The 18,207-nt window shown below is 37.4% G+C and carries 18 protein-coding genes; 7 read left to right on the top strand and 11 right to left on the bottom strand.

Annotated features, from left to right (window positions below; genetic code table 11):
• Positions 1-4 precede the first annotated feature (4 nt).
• The 4 genes from WBF63_RS02015 to WBF63_RS02000 all read right to left on the bottom strand — a co-directional run bounded on the left by WBF63_RS02015 (position 5) and on the right by WBF63_RS02000 (position 3,647).
• Positions 5-526: an IS1096 element passenger TnpR family protein gene (locus WBF63_RS02015; protein ID WP_424368021.1), complete on the bottom strand. Its 522-nt coding sequence runs from the start codon at positions 524-526 to the stop codon at positions 5-7.
• Positions 516-1,955 (bottom strand): CCA tRNA nucleotidyltransferase, encoded by a 1,440-nt coding sequence (locus WBF63_RS02010; RefSeq protein ID WP_424368020.1) that lies wholly within the window; start codon positions 1,953-1,955, stop codon positions 516-518. Before WBF63_RS02010 ends, WBF63_RS02015 begins: the two co-directional genes overlap by 11 nt.
• Positions 1,956-2,029: 74 nt before the next feature.
• A complete protein-coding gene (locus WBF63_RS02005) occupies positions 2,030-2,575 on the bottom strand; it encodes an L-threonylcarbamoyladenylate synthase (RefSeq protein WP_424368019.1) in 546 nt (181 codons plus the stop codon).
• Positions 2,576-2,585: 10 nt separating this feature from the next.
• Positions 2,586-3,647 carry a glycosyltransferase family 4 protein gene (locus tag WBF63_RS02000; RefSeq protein WP_424368018.1) on the bottom strand — a complete coding sequence of 354 codons (1,062 nt, stop codon included), beginning with the start codon at positions 3,645-3,647 and terminating at the stop codon, positions 2,586-2,588.
• A 76-nt stretch (positions 3,648-3,723) separates the two neighbouring features.
• Between WBF63_RS02000 and WBF63_RS01995 the strand changes: the two genes are divergently transcribed.
• On the top strand, positions 3,724-4,488 hold the full coding sequence (locus tag WBF63_RS01995) for a lipopolysaccharide kinase InaA family protein (RefSeq protein WP_424368017.1): 765 nt from the start codon (positions 3,724-3,726) through the stop codon (positions 4,486-4,488).
• 5 nt (positions 4,489-4,493) lie between these two features.
• Positions 4,494-6,374 carry a DUF3857 domain-containing protein gene (locus tag WBF63_RS01990; protein ID WP_424368016.1) on the top strand — a complete coding sequence of 627 codons (1,881 nt, stop codon included), beginning with the start codon at positions 4,494-4,496 and terminating at the stop codon, positions 6,372-6,374.
• Here WBF63_RS01990 and WBF63_RS01985 read toward each other — a convergent pair.
• The 7 genes from WBF63_RS01985 to WBF63_RS01955 form a co-directional block, all read right to left on the bottom strand.
• Complete coding sequence (locus WBF63_RS01985; protein WP_424368015.1) at positions 6,371-7,351, bottom strand: acyl transferase; 981 nt, start codon at positions 7,349-7,351, stop codon at positions 6,371-6,373. The genes WBF63_RS01990 and WBF63_RS01985 overlap by 4 nt on opposite strands.
• 49 nt (positions 7,352-7,400) lie before the next feature.
• Positions 7,401-9,041 carry a Na/Pi cotransporter family protein gene (locus WBF63_RS01980; protein WP_424368014.1) on the bottom strand — a complete coding sequence of 547 codons (1,641 nt, stop codon included), beginning with the start codon at positions 9,039-9,041 and terminating at the stop codon, positions 7,401-7,403.
• 304 nt (positions 9,042-9,345) lie between these two features.
• A complete protein-coding gene (locus WBF63_RS01975) occupies positions 9,346-10,104 on the bottom strand; it encodes a nucleotidyltransferase family protein (protein WP_424368013.1) in 759 nt (252 codons plus the stop codon).
• Positions 10,104-10,457 carry a four helix bundle protein gene (locus WBF63_RS01970; protein WP_424368012.1) on the bottom strand — a complete coding sequence of 118 codons (354 nt, stop codon included), beginning with the start codon at positions 10,455-10,457 and terminating at the stop codon, positions 10,104-10,106. The genes WBF63_RS01975 and WBF63_RS01970 overlap by 1 nt, the downstream gene beginning before the upstream one ends.
• A gap of 87 nt (positions 10,458-10,544) precedes the next feature.
• A complete protein-coding gene (locus tag WBF63_RS01965) occupies positions 10,545-10,970 on the bottom strand; it encodes a RapZ C-terminal domain-containing protein (RefSeq protein ID WP_424368011.1) in 426 nt (141 codons plus the stop codon).
• Positions 10,942-11,982, bottom strand: coding sequence for an aminoglycoside phosphotransferase family protein (locus WBF63_RS01960; RefSeq protein ID WP_424368010.1), 1,041 nt, complete (start codon positions 11,980-11,982; stop codon positions 10,942-10,944). The genes WBF63_RS01965 and WBF63_RS01960 overlap by 29 nt, the downstream gene beginning before the upstream one ends.
• An 81-nt stretch (positions 11,983-12,063) precedes the next feature.
• Complete coding sequence (locus tag WBF63_RS01955; RefSeq protein WP_424368009.1) at positions 12,064-13,011, bottom strand: NAD-dependent epimerase/dehydratase family protein; 948 nt, start codon at positions 13,009-13,011, stop codon at positions 12,064-12,066.
• A 120-nt stretch (positions 13,012-13,131) separates the two neighbouring features.
• Between WBF63_RS01955 and WBF63_RS01950 the strand changes: the two genes are divergently transcribed.
• The 5 genes from WBF63_RS01950 to WBF63_RS01930 all read left to right on the top strand — a co-directional run bounded on the left by WBF63_RS01950 (position 13,132) and on the right by WBF63_RS01930 (position 18,014).
• The gene (locus WBF63_RS01950) at positions 13,132-15,150 is read left to right on the top strand and encodes a M13 family metallopeptidase (RefSeq protein WP_424368008.1); all 2,019 of its coding nucleotides are present in this window, start codon (positions 13,132-13,134) and stop codon (positions 15,148-15,150) included.
• A 53-nt stretch (positions 15,151-15,203) separates the two neighbouring features.
• A complete protein-coding gene (locus tag WBF63_RS01945) occupies positions 15,204-15,488 on the top strand; it encodes a rhodanese-like domain-containing protein (protein ID WP_424368007.1) in 285 nt (94 codons plus the stop codon).
• A gap of 68 nt (positions 15,489-15,556) precedes the next feature.
• Complete coding sequence (gene nth / locus WBF63_RS01940; protein ID WP_424368006.1) at positions 15,557-16,180, top strand: endonuclease III; 624 nt, start codon at positions 15,557-15,559, stop codon at positions 16,178-16,180.
• Positions 16,181-16,253: 73 nt separating this feature from the next.
• Entirely contained in the window at positions 16,254-17,327 is a 1,074-nt protein-coding gene (locus WBF63_RS01935; protein WP_424368005.1) for a 3-oxoacyl-ACP synthase III family protein, read from the top strand.
• A 36-nt stretch (positions 17,328-17,363) separates the two neighbouring features.
• Positions 17,364-18,014 carry a mechanosensitive ion channel family protein gene (locus WBF63_RS01930; RefSeq protein ID WP_424368004.1) on the top strand — a complete coding sequence of 217 codons (651 nt, stop codon included), beginning with the start codon at positions 17,364-17,366 and terminating at the stop codon, positions 18,012-18,014.
• The last annotated feature ends 193 nt before the right edge of the window (positions 18,015-18,207 follow it).

Below are 18,207 nucleotides of genomic sequence, written 5' to 3'. Positions count from 1 at the left end.
ATTATTAAAAATCATCCATGTCCATTTCCGAATCAATTTCCAAATCATCAAAAGTAGAATCAGCATCCTCATCCTCGTCAACTATCTCATCTTCCTCTAAATTGATAATTTCCAGGTTTCTTTTGGGTGCTTTCAAAGGCATAGCCCCAAATCGATAAACAGTTAGCGGATAATTCAGTACTGCCTTTTTGTCCTCAATCGAAACCACCTCCACTGAAAATGTCCACATATCCATATAGTCATAGACAAAAATCAATCGGGCACCTACTTCCGGTAAAACTTCATAAATATGAAAATCGGCCATTGTCTCATCTTCATTGGACTCGTCCATGCTTTCCAGCGGGATTTCTTTCCCCTGTGACCAGCCTTCATCCGAAATATAAAACGAAGCCAACTCTTCACCCTGCAAACTGAAGGCGCTCATGATGCCTTTGTAAAGTGTAAACAAAGTTTGCTTGTCCCTAATCTCTATATCCCGGAATACATCATCTTTTGTGTCGAGAATCACACGAATTTTATAAATCACTGTTCTTTAATTTTGGTTTCAAATATAATTTTTTTCCCAATTCAATCATATACTTTCTGGCAGAATCATAATTATTTTCAATTTCTCCTTCCAAAATAGCTTCTTTTATGGCCGATTTAATAACTCCAACTTCTTTACAAGGCTGTATACCAAACGCTTCCATAATCTCCTCTCCAGAAACAGGTGGCTGAAAATTCCTCACCCGATCCCGTTCCTCTACTTCCTTAATTTTTTTCTCAACCAAGGAAAAATTCTCTTTAAAACGCCGTTGTTTTTTTTCGTTTTTAGTGGTAATATCTGCTTTGCAGAGTGTTATCAGATCATCAAAATCTTCTCCAGCTTCAAAAAGCAACCTACGCAAGGCCGAATCCGAAACATTTTCATCAATCAGCGAAATAGGTCTTGAACTCAGCTTTACGATTTTCTGAACATATTTCACAGGATTTCCAAGTGGCATTCTCAGCCTTTTGAACAGTTTATATACCATTTTGGATCCTACAAATTCGTGCGAATGAAAAGTCCAGCCATGTTTTTTATCGTAACGTTTGGTGGGTGCTTTCCCAATGTCGTGCAACAAAGCTGCCCAACGAAGCCAGATATTATCGGTGTTTGGCGAAATATTATCCACCACTTCCAGCGTATGATAGAAATTATCTTTGTGCGTTTGCCCTTCCATCTCCTCGATTCCCTTCAACGCAACCAATTCAGGAAGTATATACTTCATCAAACCGGCATCATCCAGCAATTTCAGTCCGACTGAAGGTTTATCAGTCATCATTATTTTTTGGAATTCGTCCATTACCCGTTCTTTTGAAACAATTTCAATCCGAGAAGCATTTTTACTAATTGAATGAAATGAATTTTCTTCAATTTCAAATTTCAATTGGGTAGCAAAACGAATCGCGCGCATCATCCGCAAAGGATCATCGGAATAAGTTACGTCGGGATCCAATGGGGTTTTAATTAATTTGCGTTCCAAATCTCCCCGACCATCAAAAGGATCCATCAATTCGCCATAATTTTCTTCGTTCAAAGAAATAGCGAGCGCATTGATGGTAAAATCGCGACGTTTCTGATCATCTTCCAAAGAGCCGTCTTCCACAAAGGGCTTTCGGCTGTCTTCTGAATAACTTTCTCTTCGCGCTCCTACCAATTCGATTTCAACGCCGTCCCAATTAAAATTAGCCGTCCCAAATCTTTTGAAAACCGTCAATTTGGAAGGATTTTTCAATTTTGAATGAACCTTTTGTGCCAGTTCAATTCCACTTCCCACTGTGACAAAATCAATATCTTTTCTGCCACTTTTTTCTCTTTCCAATAAAAAATCACGTACAAAGCCACCTACCACATAAGTTTCCTGTCCTAAATCTTTGGAAGATTCACGGATGGTTTCAAAAATTTTATGTTTCAGCGCGTTTTGGAGATTCATAATGCAAAGGTAAAATTTCGCTGATACTAGAAAACAGGACTGACAAATATTTAGAAATTTACTTCCATTTTAAATTATTCCCGGATGACTTTGACCTTTCCGTCTGCCGATAATTTAATGATAGATGATCCCGAAAATTTAGGAATAAAATTTTCAGATTCCGGAAAAATATAATCAACTTCTTCTTTTATTTGATCGGAAATCTCGTCAAAACTATTGGGCGTTGTTTCTCCCGAAATGTTGGCAGAAGTGGAAACCAAAGGCGAATTCAATCTGGAAATCAGTTTTTTACAAAACAAATCATGCGTTAGTCGTATGGCCACAGTGTTGTCTTCTGCAATGAGTTCTTTTGGAAGATTTCGAGGGTTATCATAAATAATCGTGACCGGTTTTTCTGACAAATCCATGATGTCCCACGCCAGGTCTGGAACGTCCACTATTTCTTGCAGTCGTCGGTTTGAATCCACCAAAATAATCAATGATTTAGAATCCGGACGGTTTTTTATTTTAAATATTTTACGGATTGCTTCTACATTTTTAGCATCACAACCGATTCCGAAGGTAGTATCGGTCGGATATAAAACAGTTCCATTATTTTTCAACAATTCAATCGCGTCCATTTTTTTATTTTTAGTTTCGGAAACACTCCAAATAAGCTTTTGCGGCATCATCCCAATTAAAAAATGCGGCTCTTTCCTTTAATTTAGAAATGTAAATTTCGGAGTTTTGCTCAAAATCATTTAACTTTTCAAACAAAAATTCTTTCATATAGTCTGGCTCAAAATTCTCCCAATAAAATGCAGCATTTCCGCCAATTTCGGGCAAAGAAGCAAGATTTGAAAGAAACACAGGTTTCCCGAACCGCATCGCCTCTATAGGAGGTAATCCAAATCCTTCTCCAATCGATGGAAAGAGAAAAGCTGTGCAGTTTTTAAGATAAAACTGTTTTCCTCCTTCACTTACACGACCTGTCAGGAAAACTCGATTTTCAAGTTTTAATTCACTTATTAACGAGCGGATTTTATCGCCATAAGCTTTTTGGTTGGAACCGGAAATAATCAGATTATATTCAGTGATTTCTTTCATCATTCTGACCAAAGATTCAAAGTTTTTCTTTTCCAGAAAATCCCCGATCGAATAAAAAAACGGTTTATCAACCGGAACTTCGGAAATATAATCAGCCGTATCCAAAAAGGTTGTGATCGGATTTCCGTTGTAAATAATACGGTCTTCCACAGCCGGCACCTCAAAATTTCTATAGGTTTGCGCTTTTGCGTATTCAGAAATATAAGTGATCATATCGGCTCGTTTGAGTTTCTCCCGAAATCGTACCGATCGTTGAATATTTTTTGTGGTTTGTTCATCTTCGGCAAAATTAACATCATGAACCGTCAGTATGTATTTTCCGGGTTTTTGCATGGGTTCTACCCTGATGTTCTGATTCATACAATGCCAGACATCATACTTTTTCCTGACGCGAAACACAGCATGGCGCTGAAAATCAATATATTGCTTATAAACGAATTTATCTCCAAATTCATTTCTGAAAGGAGCAATTTTTTTCAGATTTAAAGTAAGTTCTAGGTCAGAAGGATTTATTTTTGCAAAGGCTTTAATCAATTCATAATTAAAAATTCCAAAACCCGACGCCAGGTTTTTCACATTGTGTGATTCCAAAAAAACTTTCTTCATCTGATTTTAAGATATTTATTCAAATATATGTTTTACCGACTAAAATACTATCCTTATTTTTGCCAAAATCTACTAAATGATTTTTGAAGTAAATCCAGCATTCCAATCCCACCAACAAGAAATCCAAACTGTCTTCCAGCAATTTGAACATTCCGGGACCGATTTTATTGTAGGCGAAAGAAACCACATCAAATTATTTGAAATCGGTGGTCAGACCATCAATGTGAAGTCTTTTAAAATTCCGAATAAACTCAATCAGTTTGTTTACAAATATTTCCGTAAATCCAAAGCCAGACGGTCTTTTGAGTTTGCCAACGTTCTTCTGGAAAAAGGAATTGGCACCCCAACGCCCGTTGCTTTTCAGGAAAACTTTAATGCATTTGGCTTGCAGAAAAGTTATTATGCCAGCATTCATCAGGAATATGACCTGACTTTTCGCGAATTGGTAGAAATCAAGGATTTCCCCGAAGAAGAGTTGATTTTACGAAATTTCACAAGGTTCTGCTATAAAATTCATCAGGCAGGAATCGAGTTCAAAGACCATTCGCCCGGGAATACGCTGATTAAAAAAACCGCTGATAACCAATATGAATTTTATCTCGTAGATTTGAATCGGATGAACTTTCACGAATCTATGGCTACCGAACTTCGTATGAAAAATTTGTCACGTCTGACACCCAAACAGGAAATGGTGGAAATCATGGCGGATGAATATGCAAAAATTTCGGGTGAGAATTTTGAAAAATTATTCAAATTACTGTGGGATTTTACCTCTGAATTTCAAACCCGGTACCATCGGAAATTAAAAGCCAAACAAAAATTAAAATCGTTTTTTAAATAGTTGAAATGAAAACTTACTTACTCCTAATTACACTCTTTTTATCCGTTACACTTCTCTCCCAACTAAACCCCAAAACCAAATGGGGAAATCTCTCAACTGCCGAAATTGATTACAAAGAAGTTCCTTTTGAAAAAGACGCACCGGCCGTTATTCTTTATGAAAAAGGTGACATGACGATTGCAAGGCTAGACAATCAAAATATCATCTACAAAAGAATTAAAATTCTGACCGAGGAAGGTAAAAATTTTGCCAATCAGGAAATCCTTTACCATGACCTCTACAATTTTGACGAAATCAGATATGTAAAAGCTCAATCTATAAACATTGTCGATGGAAAAGAAGTAAGAACTTCAGTTAAAAACAGCGAAATATATGATACGGAAGTAAGTGGAACATTGAGATCCAAACGCTTTGCCATTCCAAATGTCAAAGTAGGAACCATTATAGAATTTGAATACACGCATTTCAGCAAAAACAATTATTATTTTGAACCCTGGAGATTTCAGCATGAGATACCTACTCTTTACAGCACATTTCAAATCAACATTCAGGCAGCCTATGAATTTATGCCGATATGCAGCGGCGAAAAAATCGTAAAGTATGCCCGTGAAAACGAAAAATTAAGAAACCACAGAAATGTATGGACCATACAAGACGTGCCGAGCATCGATAAAATTGATTATACTTACAACAAACAGGATGCAGCCGAAAAAATATTTTTTCAGCTGAAAGGATATATTAACATCAACCGCGATCACGTAACAGAAATGATGAGCTGGACCGATTTAAATAAAAAAATCCTGGATTACGATGACAAAAATATAGACAATGCCACCGTAAGAAAACTTTCACTCAACATTTCGCCCGGTCTTAATGAAATTGACCAGATTGAAAAAGTTCTTGCCTATATTAGAAAAAATTACAGCTGGAATAACTATTATTCGCAAACTTCTTCCCAATCATTGGAAAATCTGGATAAAAATAAAAGAGGTAATTCTGCTGATTTAAATTTACTTCTCAATCAATTGCTCAAAAGCAAAAAGATTCATGCACAACTTGTGTTGGTCAGCTTAAGAGAAAACGGAAGGGTTAAGAAAGTATTTCCGTTCTCCAACCAGTTTAATACTTACATCAACCTGATTACGCTCAACTCAGGTGAAACTATTTTGGTTGATGCGCTGTACACTGATGAAAAGGACTATAAATTTATTCCACTTAATAATTTCAATCAGTGGGGATTGATTCTCAGCAGAGGAAAAGAAACTTTTGTCAATATGAATCCTGTTTTATCTGAATATCATTCTCTCCAGAATTATACTTTCAAAGACGGAAAATTTGTACTCACCCAAAACGACAAAAGAAACGGCTATTTCAAAGAAAACATAAAGGATTTACTCGGAATCCAACCCTATAATCTGCAGGAAAATTCGCTGGATATTTTTGTAAACGAATTGAGAAGAGATTCCAGAGAGTCAGACGATAATTTTGAAATGGAACGCATCATTTCAGAATCGGTTGCACCCGGTTCTTTTATGAACATTGAAAATCCACTCCGCTCGGTGATTTCACAGTTTCAGCTAAAAGAACAAAGTCGTGAACGTGCTTTGGAATTTAATTTTCCTTTCTTTTATAAAACCGATGTGGTGATTGAAATTCCGAACGGATACAAAGTGGAAATTCCACAGAATTTTAATGTTCACAATCAAACGCCGGCAAAAGACCTCGTCTATTTTCAAAGTGCCGAAATCAAGGACGGCAAATTATTGATGCACATCGAATTCTATCTCGGAAAAGCTGTTTACGACCAGAATTATGCCCAAATCAAAGCATTTTTTGACAAAACAAATCTGGATGTCAACAAAGATTTATTGTTGAAGAAAAACTAAACATCCGAAACCATCAGATTGCAACCACGAACGTCAGAATGGTCAAATCTTCCGAGAATTTCAAACGAATTGTCGGGATGAATTTTCCCTAAATCATCCGTCGCAATGAAGCTGCAGGAATTCAGATTGGCCAAATCAATCACATTGATTCCACCGGTTTTTTCTTTTGCTAAAAAACTCAGAGGATCTTCGGTATCGCGAATCAGAATTTTCATCCAACTCGGCGTTTCAAATCTTGAATTCCCTTTGGAATAAGCCTGTGAAAGCAATTCGGTCATTCCATATTCCGAATGGATTTCATCAACACCCAATCCTTTTTTCAAAATTTTGTGCAATTCTTCGCGGGTGATTTCTTCTTTTCGTCCTTTCATTCCGCCGGTTTCCATGACGATGGTATTTTTTAATTCCAATTGAAAATTCTCCACGAAATCCAGCAATGCAAAGGAAACGCCAATCAAAATCGCTTTTTTTCCTTCTTCTTCATTTCGGATTAAATCTTTGAATAATTCGTCGTGATTGTACAAATAAAATCCGCCTCTCCCCGATTTTTCCATCCAGAATTCCACCATATCAATCAGCGAAGAACCTTCTCTTTCCAAATAAGAAGGCAATAAAGCAAAAACCGTATAATCCTCAAAATCACCATAAAAATGACGAAAACTATGCAACAAACTTTCTCTGTAAAAACTCAAATCCGTTACCAAATGCCGACTCGTTTGACTACCCGTCGTGCCCGAACTCGTGAAAACTTTCTCTGTTTTTTGAGTTCCTGAAACGATTTCAAATTCTTTAAAAAAACGAATCGGCAGAAAAGGGATTTTTTCAATCGAATGAATTTCAGCAGGATTTAAACCTAAAAACTTGATGAAATTTTGATAAACCAAATTCTCAGCAGCCTGAAAACGAAATACTTTCAGCGCTGTCTGATTGAATTCATCCTGATTTTGAATCGAAAAAATTTCTTCTTTGGAAATCATTTGACAAAGTTATCAACTTGAAACTTGAAACCTGAAACTTTAAACGAATTTATTTCCCCAAAGCTCTATTGGCCTGATACAAATGATCACCTATTAATTCGTAGTTCTGAATCAATTCGGTATAATAAAGTGCGCTTCGCGCCGATAATTTTTCTGATTCTATCGCTTTTAACAAAGCATCTTCTGCCTTTTCAAACTTTTTATCGATTGATTTTTCAATCTGTTTGGCCTCCAGCAAATCCACTTTTCCATTTGTTTCATTGAGATTTTGAACCAAAGTCGTGGTCGCCATGGAAAGAGAATCCTGCAATTCCAAAAGCAATTCTCTTAGTTTAGGTGTGATAAAACTATTGCTTTTTCTTCTTTCCTTATGAATGCTCGCAATTTTTAGTGCCAAATCACCAATATTTTCCAAATGATGACAAATTTCAATCAGTCGGTGAATGTTTAGCGCTACTTCACCCGACATTTCAAAGTGATAAATCGAATTCAGATAATTCAAAATGCTTTTTTCCAAATCATCACTTTCTTTTTCTAAAGTGAAAATCCGGCTCTTCAATTCCTTCAGCTTTTCCTCGTCACTTTCAGAAATCATTCGACCCAAATTATTGATAATCTGACGCGTAATTCCGGCGAATTTCACAATTTCCCGATTGGCTTCGTACACATACATTTTGGCTGTCGGCCCAAATGGTCTTCCGATTAATTTCAAAGCCGATTGATCATTGGATTTATTCAAATATTTTTTCTCGGCCCAATCCGCAATCGAATTGACAAAAGGTAAAATCAGCAAAGCCGAAACCACATTGAAAAACGTATGAAAGGAAACCAAAAGAATTTCTCCATCGGTAGAAACGGTTTTTTTCAACAATTCAATGACCAACGGAACGAAAAAGAAAAACAGCGCAACGCCTGCCAAATTGAAAAAGAAATGAAACCAAGCCGTAATTTTGGAAGCTCTGTTCCCGACTATGGAAGCGAGTAAAGCCGCAGAAGTCGTCCCGATATTGGCGCCCATCACCATCATGGCTGCGTGTTCCAGATTCATTCCTTTGGAAACCAAAACAGCCGCCAACAGCGTAAAAGCACTGGAGGAATGAAACAGAAAAGTCACCACAATTCCAATCAAAATAAAAATCAGTGAAGAAGCATAAGAACTGCTTCCTCCAAATTCTTGAATATATTCCTGAAAAATAGGATGTTCTGAAAGATCAGGAAAAAAAGTATTCAGAAAATAAAATCCGATAAAAATCAGTGCAAGTCCAATTGAAAATTCGGCCCATTCCCTGGCCCTCTGATTTCTGAAAAAGAAAAATGTGATCCCAATGGCGATGATAGGCAAGGCAAGTGATTCAATATGCCAAACCATTCCCAGTCCGACGATAAACCAGAGTTTGATGACCGTTCCGACGTTGGCACCCACGATGATGGAAAATGCCCGACGTAAATTCAAAAGTCCGGCATTGACAAAGCTCAGCGTAAGAATGCTTACGATAGATGAAGATTGCAAAGCTCCCGTAAAAATGGTTCCCGCCAAAACGCCCGAATAAGGATTTTGGGTCATACGGTTGAGGAATTGTTGCAATTGTCCGCCGGCAGAACGCTGCATGGCTTCGCTCATCACTTTCATCCCGTAAAGGAAGAGCGACACAGAGCCCAGCACATTCAAAATCAACAGAAAACTTTGCATACTTTGGTTTAAGAGTGCAAAATTACTTCGTTCTATGTAAATTGATTGTTAAGGATTTGAGTGGAGTATTCGAGTTGTAGAGTAATGGGTGATTGAGTATTTGATTAAAATTAATTTTCGTCCCATAGGGACGTTTGGTGGGTAAAAACATAAAGAAATCAAATTCTTTGTCCCGTAGGGACAATTCGTAGTTTAAGGTTTCGTTTGGGAAAACATATATCTATTTTTGCAAAAGAGAAAATGCACTTCGACAAACTCAGTGTGACAAATGAGGTGTAGATTTATATAAAACCTATAATATACTTCACAAAAAAAACTTCTCAGCTTCCAAAACACTTTCCGGTCGTCCTACATCCACCAGAATTCCACCGCTATGCTCAAAACCCAGAATTTTCTCGGTTTTCATCAATTCCATATAAGTCGTCATGATGGAAAACTTTCCCGAGGAAGGCATTTTTTCAAATATTTCGGGATGGATGATATGAATTCCGCTGAAAGCTTTTTCGGTCAATGGCTTTTCAGATACAACGATTTCCTCTCCGGAATTCAGGTTTTTCCAACCTTTTAGTTGATTATTTTCTTCGAATAATAATTTTCTTGAACTCTCCCGAGCCGAAACTGCGAGTGTTACCAAAGGCTGATTATCCAAATGAAAATTTATCAACTCGGGAATATTCAAATCGGTCAAAATATCCACATTCATCACCAAAAAGGGTTGATTTCCCAATAAATCTTTGGCTTTCACCAATCCACCACCGGTTTCCAAAACCTCATCCGACTCATCCGAAATCTGAATCTTTACACCAAAATCCTCATTCTTCTCCAAAAAATCTACAATTTGATCGGCAAAATGATGCACGTTGATCACAAATTCATTGATTCCATAGGATTTCAGGTATTCGATATTGCGTTCCAATAAAGTTCTACCATTCACTACCGCCAAAGCTTTGGGGTGATTATCGGTAAAGGGCTTCAGCCGGGTTCCGAGGCCGGCAGCGAAGAGAAGGGCTTTCGCGATGTTAGGTGTTGGATGTTGGGTGTTGGGTGCCATGTCAAATATCATTATTCTACTTTGTTTCTGAATGAAATAATAGAATTCATTAATTTATAAGAAAACTCATAAACAGTCTGAAATTCAGTTTCATCAATGTAATTCCTGTATTTTGCCTTGTATAAACAAGTTACAACTTCTGCTATGGACCTGATAGAATACCCTAAAAATCTTTTGAATTCTAATTTCGATTGAAGGATTGAGCCCTCGGCAATATTTAATGCAATTGAATCAGCAGCACGCTGAATCTGAGAAATTAAATTAAATTTTTCGCTTTCAGGCAATTTATTGGAAAGCAGAAAAATAGTTTCACCATATCTCATTGACTCCTGCCAAATAATCAACTTTTCAAATTTAAAACTCATATCTAAATGATTTAACTGAACAACATCACCCAACACCCAACATCCAACACCCAACACCCAACATCCAACATCCAACACCCAACAAAATTAATAAGGCTCGTTTATCCAACCTTTCCTTTCCTGCTCCACGTGTTGCACCACAACTTCCACTTCCGGAAATTTCTCCGAAATATGTTTGGCCATCGCATCGGCCGAATAAACCGAACGATGTTGACCGCCCGTACAACCAAAATTGATTTCCAAATGGGAAAATCCGCGCGCCAAATAATCCTCAATGGAAATATCGACCATCGCAAAAGCTGCGCTGAGAAAATCGGCAATTTTTGTTTGGGCTTCCAAGTATTCGATTACCGATTTGTCACGTCCCGTAATCGTTTTATATTCCTGAATTCTACCGGGATTGAGTATGCCGCGACAGTCAAATACGAAACCGCCGCCATTGCCCGATTTATCCTCAGGAATTCCTTTTTTGTACGAAAAACTTCTAATGGTAACCGTCAATTTCTCCTTCATCTATTCTATTTTTTATTTTTATAAATGTTTCCGGCTTTGCCAATTCTTCAATCATTCTTTTCATTTCTGGATAATTTTCCAGCAAAGCCAAACTTTTAATTTCATTCAAATTTTTTAAGGCGAACTCTATACTCGCCAAAAAATGTGGTTTTCGCTCATAAATTCCCCGAAATCCATAAGTGCCTAAAACCTGTAAAAGACGTTCAATCAGACAGAAATCATAACCCTTTTTAAATTCAAAACCATCCAAATCTTTTTGCGTCAGATCGATGAATTCTTTTACATACATCTCATAAAATTCCGATTTCCATTCGGGCGACAAATTGGCTTTTGCCTGCCAAAGCAAAGAAACCAAATCGTACTGAGCCGGACCTTTCATTCCGCCTTGATAATCAATAAAAAACGGCTCGTTTTCATACACCATTATGTTACGAGATTGAAAATCCCGATAAACAAAATACTGATGAGGAAGCCTTTCAAAATCCAATGCAAACCGCTCAAAATCAACCAACAATCTTCCTTGGTTGAATTCAATTTCAGTTAAATTCAAAAAATAATTTTTAAACGAAAACAAATCCCGCAAAACCATCAGGTAATTGAATTTCGGATAACTAAAAGCTTTGGAATAATCCAGATTTTCATCACCCAAAACCTGTAGTTTCGCCAGTTGTTTCACGGATTTTCTAAAAATTTCTTTGGCTTGGGATGGATTGATTTCCAAAAGATTCATCAAAGATTGATTTCCCAAATCGGATTGGGTATAAAGCGAAAAATCATCCGAAATCTTATCGATTTTGGGAAGATTATTTATGACTTTCGAAAAATGAGTTGTGAAATAAAGAAAAGTCTTGTTTTCTTCGATGTTTTCACTTTCGGTCAAAATCAGTGATTTTCCTTCCGAATTGAAACGATAATATTTCCGGGAAGAACCGCTTTGCGCCAATAATTCCAATGAATCAATGGCGGTTTGTCCGTAATGGGATTTTAAAAAAGTTTGGATTTTGGAATTCATTTGAAACTTTCCCCAAAGTTAGGATTTTAAAACAAAAAACCTGTCAGGTTTTGAAGCTGACAGGTCTGAATATTTTTCTAATTACTTTCCTAATTTTTCTTTGAGATTACCCAACATCGCTTCTGTCATCGCCGACAAATCAAATTCCGGTTTCCAGTTCCAGTCTTTTTGAGCAACCGAATCATCAATGCTTCCTGGCCAGGAATCCGCAATTTCCTGACGGAAATCGGGTTTGTACGAAATTTCAAAATCCAGAATATGTTTTTGGATGTCTTCCGCAATTTCTTTTGGCGTAAAACTCAAAGCATGTAAATTATACGAAGTTCTCACCGTTAGTTTGTCGGCATCGGCCTGCATCAACTCAATCGTCGCTCGAATTGCATCGTCCATATACATCATCGGTAAAGCTGTATTCTCCGAAAGGAAACATTCATATTTTCCTTCTTCCAAAGCCTGATAATAAATATCGACCGCATAATCCGTCGTTCCGCCACCCGGACGGGTTTTCCAGCTGATCAAACCCGGATAACGGATGCTTCGCACATCCACTCCAAACTTCTCATAATAATAATTGCACCAAAATTCGCCCGCGCGTTTCGAAATTCCGTAAACCGTGGTTGGAATCGCTAAAGCGTTTTGTCCCGTATTATTTTTCGGCGTATCAGGCCCAAAAATAGCGATACTGCTCGGCCAATAAAGTTGTTTGATTTTTTTCTCTTTTGCCAGTTCCAAAAAGGTCAAAAGCGAATCCATATTCAAATCCCAACCTTTTTTCGGATACTTTTCAGCGGTTGCAGAAAGCATAGCCGCCAAGTGATAAACAATGGTTATTTTATGTTGTTCTACAATTTCGGCAATCTTACCGGCATCCATCACATCGAGTTTTTCATAATAAGGATCGGACTGATTTTCTTGGTCCTGAATGTCGGTTGACAACACATTTTCAACCCCGTAAATCTCTCTTAATGCCAATGTAAGTTCAGAGCCGATTTGACCAAGGGCTCCGGTTACCAAAATTTTCTCTGCCATGATTATTTGTCTGTTTGCAAGCAAATATAGTATTTATGGTATATTTTGAATGTAAAAACTTTTTAGTTTTGTAACTTGACCTCCAAAATTTGGACTAATACACATAACAAAGGTTTTAAAATGAAGAAAACATTAATTTTAGGCTTAGCCTTAAGCGGTTTATTCGCTTTCGGACAACAAGATTTTCATGCAGTTAAAAAAGAATACATGGACACAACTGTGCGCCCTCAGGATGATTTCTACAATTTCGTAAATGGAAATTGGATGAAGAATACCGAAATCCCTTCGGATCGTGCCCGATGGGGAAGTTTCGATGAACTACGTGAAAACACAGATTTGGTTACACTCTCAATCTTAAAAGGTCTTTTGGGAAAGGATCACCCCAAAGGAAGTGACGAGCAAAAAATCAGCGATTTATATCAATCTTTCATTGACTTCGATGCGAGAGACAAAGCCGGGTTAAAACCTATCCAACCTTACCTGGATCGAATTGACAACTTAAAATCCATTAAAGATTTAGAAAATTATCTGAACGAAGTTTCACCCTTGGGGTTGAATCCTTTTTATGGTTTTTTCGTTCGCTCACACATGAAAAACAGTAGCGAAAACGCTATTTACTTGGGAAGTGCAGATTTGGGACTGGGGCGTGCGTATTACCAAAAAGAAAGCGAAACCAATGAACAAACCCTTCAAAAATATTCGGATTATATCAATAAAATCTATTCCCATACGGGGGAAAGAACTCGGGATTTAAAAGGCCCTAAAATCGTAGGTTTTGAAAAAGAAATCGCTTCGAGAATGTTGACAGTAGAACAAATTCGCGATGCAAAACTTCGTTTCAATCCCTATGCAGTTAAAGACCTAAAAAAACTTACGAAAAACATTGATCTAGCTAATTTCTTATCGCAGGCAGGTGTCAAAACCGACTCTGTCATCATTGGAGAATTAAAATATTACCAAGAACTTGATCAACTTTTGACCAATAAAAACCTTCCGGTTATCAAGGAATACATGAAGTTTCATCTAATCAATGGTTCTACGAATTTATTGACACGGGAGTTGGACGAATTGAGTTTTGATTTTTATGGCCGTCAATTGAGAGGTCAGGAGGAACAAAGAGCACTGGATAAAAGAGGCTTGGAATATGTAAATGGAGGAGTCGGAGAATTATTGGGTAAACTTTATGTGAAAGATAATTTCCCACCAGAAGCCAAAGAAAGCGCACAAGAAATGATTGATTATTTATTTCGCTCGTTTGAAGTTCACATCAATGATTTGGAATGGATGTCACCGGACACAAAAGTAAAAGCGCTTGAAAAACTAAGCAAGTTTACAGTTAAAATCGGCTATCCAGACAAATGGAGAGATTATTCAAATCTTGAAATTGTTTCGCACAATGAGGATGGTGCATTGTTTAAAAATCAAATGAATTTAAGAAAATGGCGATATGATTATATGTTCAATAAAATTGGTAAACCGGTGGACAGAACCGAATGGGGGATGTCACCGCAAACCGTAAATGCTTATTTCAATTCGGCCAATAATGAAATTGTTTTCCCAGCTGCAATTTTACAATATCCTTTCTATGATTATCGCGCTGATGCTGCTGTGAATTTCGGAGGAATCGGAGCCGTAATCGGACACGAAGTTTCCCATGGATTTGACGACAGTGGTTCACAATATGACGGTGACGGAAATCTGGTAAATTGGTGGACGGAAGAAGATCACGCGAAATTCAAAGCAGCAGGAAAAGCGCTTGCTGACCAATACAGTCAATACGAACCGGTTCCGGGAACTTTTGTAAATGGCGAATATACATTGGGAGAAAACATCGGTGATTTAGGAGGACTGAACGTGGCTTATGATGCACTTTTGATGTATTTGAAAGACAAAGGAAATCCGGGTAAAATTGACGGATTTACACAAGAACAAAGACTTTTTATTTCATGGGCAACCATCTGGAGAACCAAATCTACAGAGGCCGCTTTAATTAATCAGGTAAAAACAGATCCGCATTCTCCGGGTTATTTCCGTGCCATTGGTCCGGTGGAAAACATCGAAGGATTTTACAAAGCTTTTGATGTAAAGAAAGGCGATAAAATGTATAAGGAACCAAAAGAGCGAATCGTAATTTGGTAATGATGATTATCCCAAATTTATTCAGATGGCTATTTTTTAGAAAAGTTATAAAAATGACAACAGTAGATGCTATAAAAAATCCGAATGCAACACTCATTGACATTCGTGAACCTTACGAATTAGAAATCGACGGAAACGTGGAACAGGCAATTAATATTCCGATGGGAGAAGTTCCCGATAAACTCGAAGAAATCAAAGAAATGCCCAAACCCATCGTGATTTTTTGTCGAAGTGGCGGAAGAGCTTCCTCCACACTGAGTTTTCTGAAAGAAAATGGTTTGGAAGAAGTTTTTAACGGAGGTGGATTTGCAGACGTAAACGAAATCCTGAACAGCTAAAAAATCAGTTTATTTTAAATCAACTTTGTCAAAGTCCCGCACTTTGACAAAGTTTTTAATTTAGAAGAATGAATAAAAAAGAACGTGCGAAATTTGTCGCGGAAGAATTGGAAAAATTATACCCCAACCCTCCTATCCCACTTGATCACACCGATCCTTTTACGCTTTTGGTAGCGGTGATGCTTTCTGCTCAAACGACCGATAAAAAGGTAAATGAAGTAACCCCTGATTTATTTGCAAGAGCCAATAATCCAAAGGCAATGAGTCTGTTGGAAGTAGATGAAATCAAGCATTTAATTCGTCAAATCGGGCTTTCCAATACAAAAGCCAAAAATCTAAAACGCTTATCCGAAATGATAGAAGAAAAACACGGAGGAGAGGTTCCGGCTACCTTTGAAGAATTGGAAATGTTGCCCGGAGTAGGTCATAAAACCGCTTCGGTAGTGATGTCTCAAGCGTTTGGAAATCCTGCTTTTCCGGTGGACACGCACATACACCGATTGATGCACCGATGGAAACTGAGCAATGGAAAATCGGTAGAACAAACAGAAAAAGACGCCAAAAGACTATTTCCAAAAGAGATTTGGAACAAACTGCATTTGCAGATCATTTATTATGGAAGAGAGTTTTCGCCTGCAAGGGGTTGGGATTTGGAGCGGGATTTCATCAGCAAAAAAATTCTTTCCCAATAGTTCCATATAAACTTAATGTTAAATCCGGCATATATTTATTAAATTTGCCCTTACAAAATATGAATTTTCCGTTATGCTAAATACAGTAATCACCGGTTCAGGACATTTTTTACCGGAAAAAATCGTAAAGAATTCAGATTTTTTAAACTACGAATTTTACGATGAACAAGGAAATTTTATTGAAAAGCCGGTATCGGAAATCATTCAGAAATTCCAGGAAATCACCGAAATCGAAGAAAGACGTTATGCAGAACCTTCTGATTTCACTTCTGATCTCGCGGTTTATGCTGCTTTGCAGGCAATCGAAGAAGCTGGAATTGACAAAGAAGAACTGGATTATGTGATTGTGGCCAATAATTACGGAGATATTGATCCGACTTACCGACAAGTGGACAATATGCCTTCTGTTGCGACGCGTGTGAAAAATAAATTAGGAATTAAAAACAACCGTTGTCGTCCCTATGATATGCTTTTCGGCTGTCCCGGCTGGATTGAAGGCGTCATTCTTTCTCACCATCTTTTTCTTTCGGGAACTGCAAAAAAAACTTTGGTAATTGGTGCTGACACCCTTTCCAGGGCCGTTGACCCGCATGACCGAACTGCGATGATTTTTGCAGACGGAGCCGGTGCTGTGGTGTTGGAAGCAAAAGAAGATGATTCGAAATACGGAATCATCAGTTATGATACGATTTCTGACAGCATGGACGAAATGACTTATCTACTGAATGATGTTTCTCTGAAAGAAGGTTATGAAGGTTCAAAAATAAACATCAAAATGCGGGGAAGAAAAGTTTATGAATACGCTTTGCGCAAGGTTCCGGCATTGATCAAACGCGTCATCGATAATTCCGGGTTGGATGCTTTGCAGGTAAACAAAATTTTATTGCATCAGGCAAACGCCAAAATGGATCATGCGATGATTGAACGTTTGTACAAACTTTACAATATTACCGAAATCCCTGAAAATGTTGCCCCAATGACTGTTCAGAAATTCGGAAATTCATCTGTCGCAACAGTTCCGACGATGTATGATTTGATTTCGAAAAAACAATTGGGTAGCCACGAATTCAAATCGGGAGATCATATCGTTTTTGGATCTGTAGGCGCCGGGATGAATATCAATGCAATTTTGTACAAAATGCCTTGAATTAATTAGAAAAAATAAAAACGAAAGTATGTTCCGGTGAAAATCGGAACATTTTTTTTTCATTTTTTAATAAAAATTAATATTACCAATGTCATTCTAGGCTTTGTGAAGTTTGTACTAGTTCTGATAATTTTAATTGTAGGATCTGAATTCCTCAACCTCAATATTGTCTCCGTACAAATTGGCAAATTACTCGAGTACCTACCCAAATTTTTAATCGGTGTATTAATTTTTGTATTTGGGATATACCTTGCATCACAAGCAAAAAAATTGATTCATGGACTTATTAAATCCGTGGATTCGGGTGGCGCAAAAGTTATAAGCTCCATAGCCTTTTACCTTATTTTTATTTTTGTTACCATCACTGCCCTGAATCAAATTGGAGTAAATACAGAGATTATTTCTCACAACCTAACCTATATCATCGGTGCAGCTTTGGTTGCCGTAACTCTGGCAATAGGACTCGGGTCACGGGATATAGTTTACAGATTAATTTTGGGATTTTACACCAAAAAGAATCTTGAAATCGGAATGAGAGTTCAGATTGGAGATGAAACCGGCATAATTGAATCAATCGACAATATCTGTATGGTCTTGAAAACCAACAAGGAAAAAATTGTTTATCCAATCAAAAAAATAACAAATTACGAAGTAAGAATAATTCAGGAGCACAAGCAAACTAACTAATCGACCTATGAAAATGGTTTAGCATAATCCCTAACTAACTACAAATGTTAAACCCAAACGCTGCCGGATTTACTTCCGGCAGTTTTTTCTAAATAATTGTTAAGGAATTTTAACATTCGTTAATCTTTTCATAAAATTTATATTTCAAACTCATTTCACCCACTATTCCTATTAGATTTGCGTTGGTTAAAGA

Origin of the sequence: Moheibacter sp., assembly GCF_049672845.1 — a bacterium.
In the GTDB taxonomy this organism is placed as follows: Bacteria; Bacteroidota; Bacteroidia; order Flavobacteriales; family Weeksellaceae; genus Moheibacter.
The sequence above is the reverse complement of the archived record's forward strand: the minus strand, read 5'-3'. Positions and strand labels throughout refer to the sequence as shown.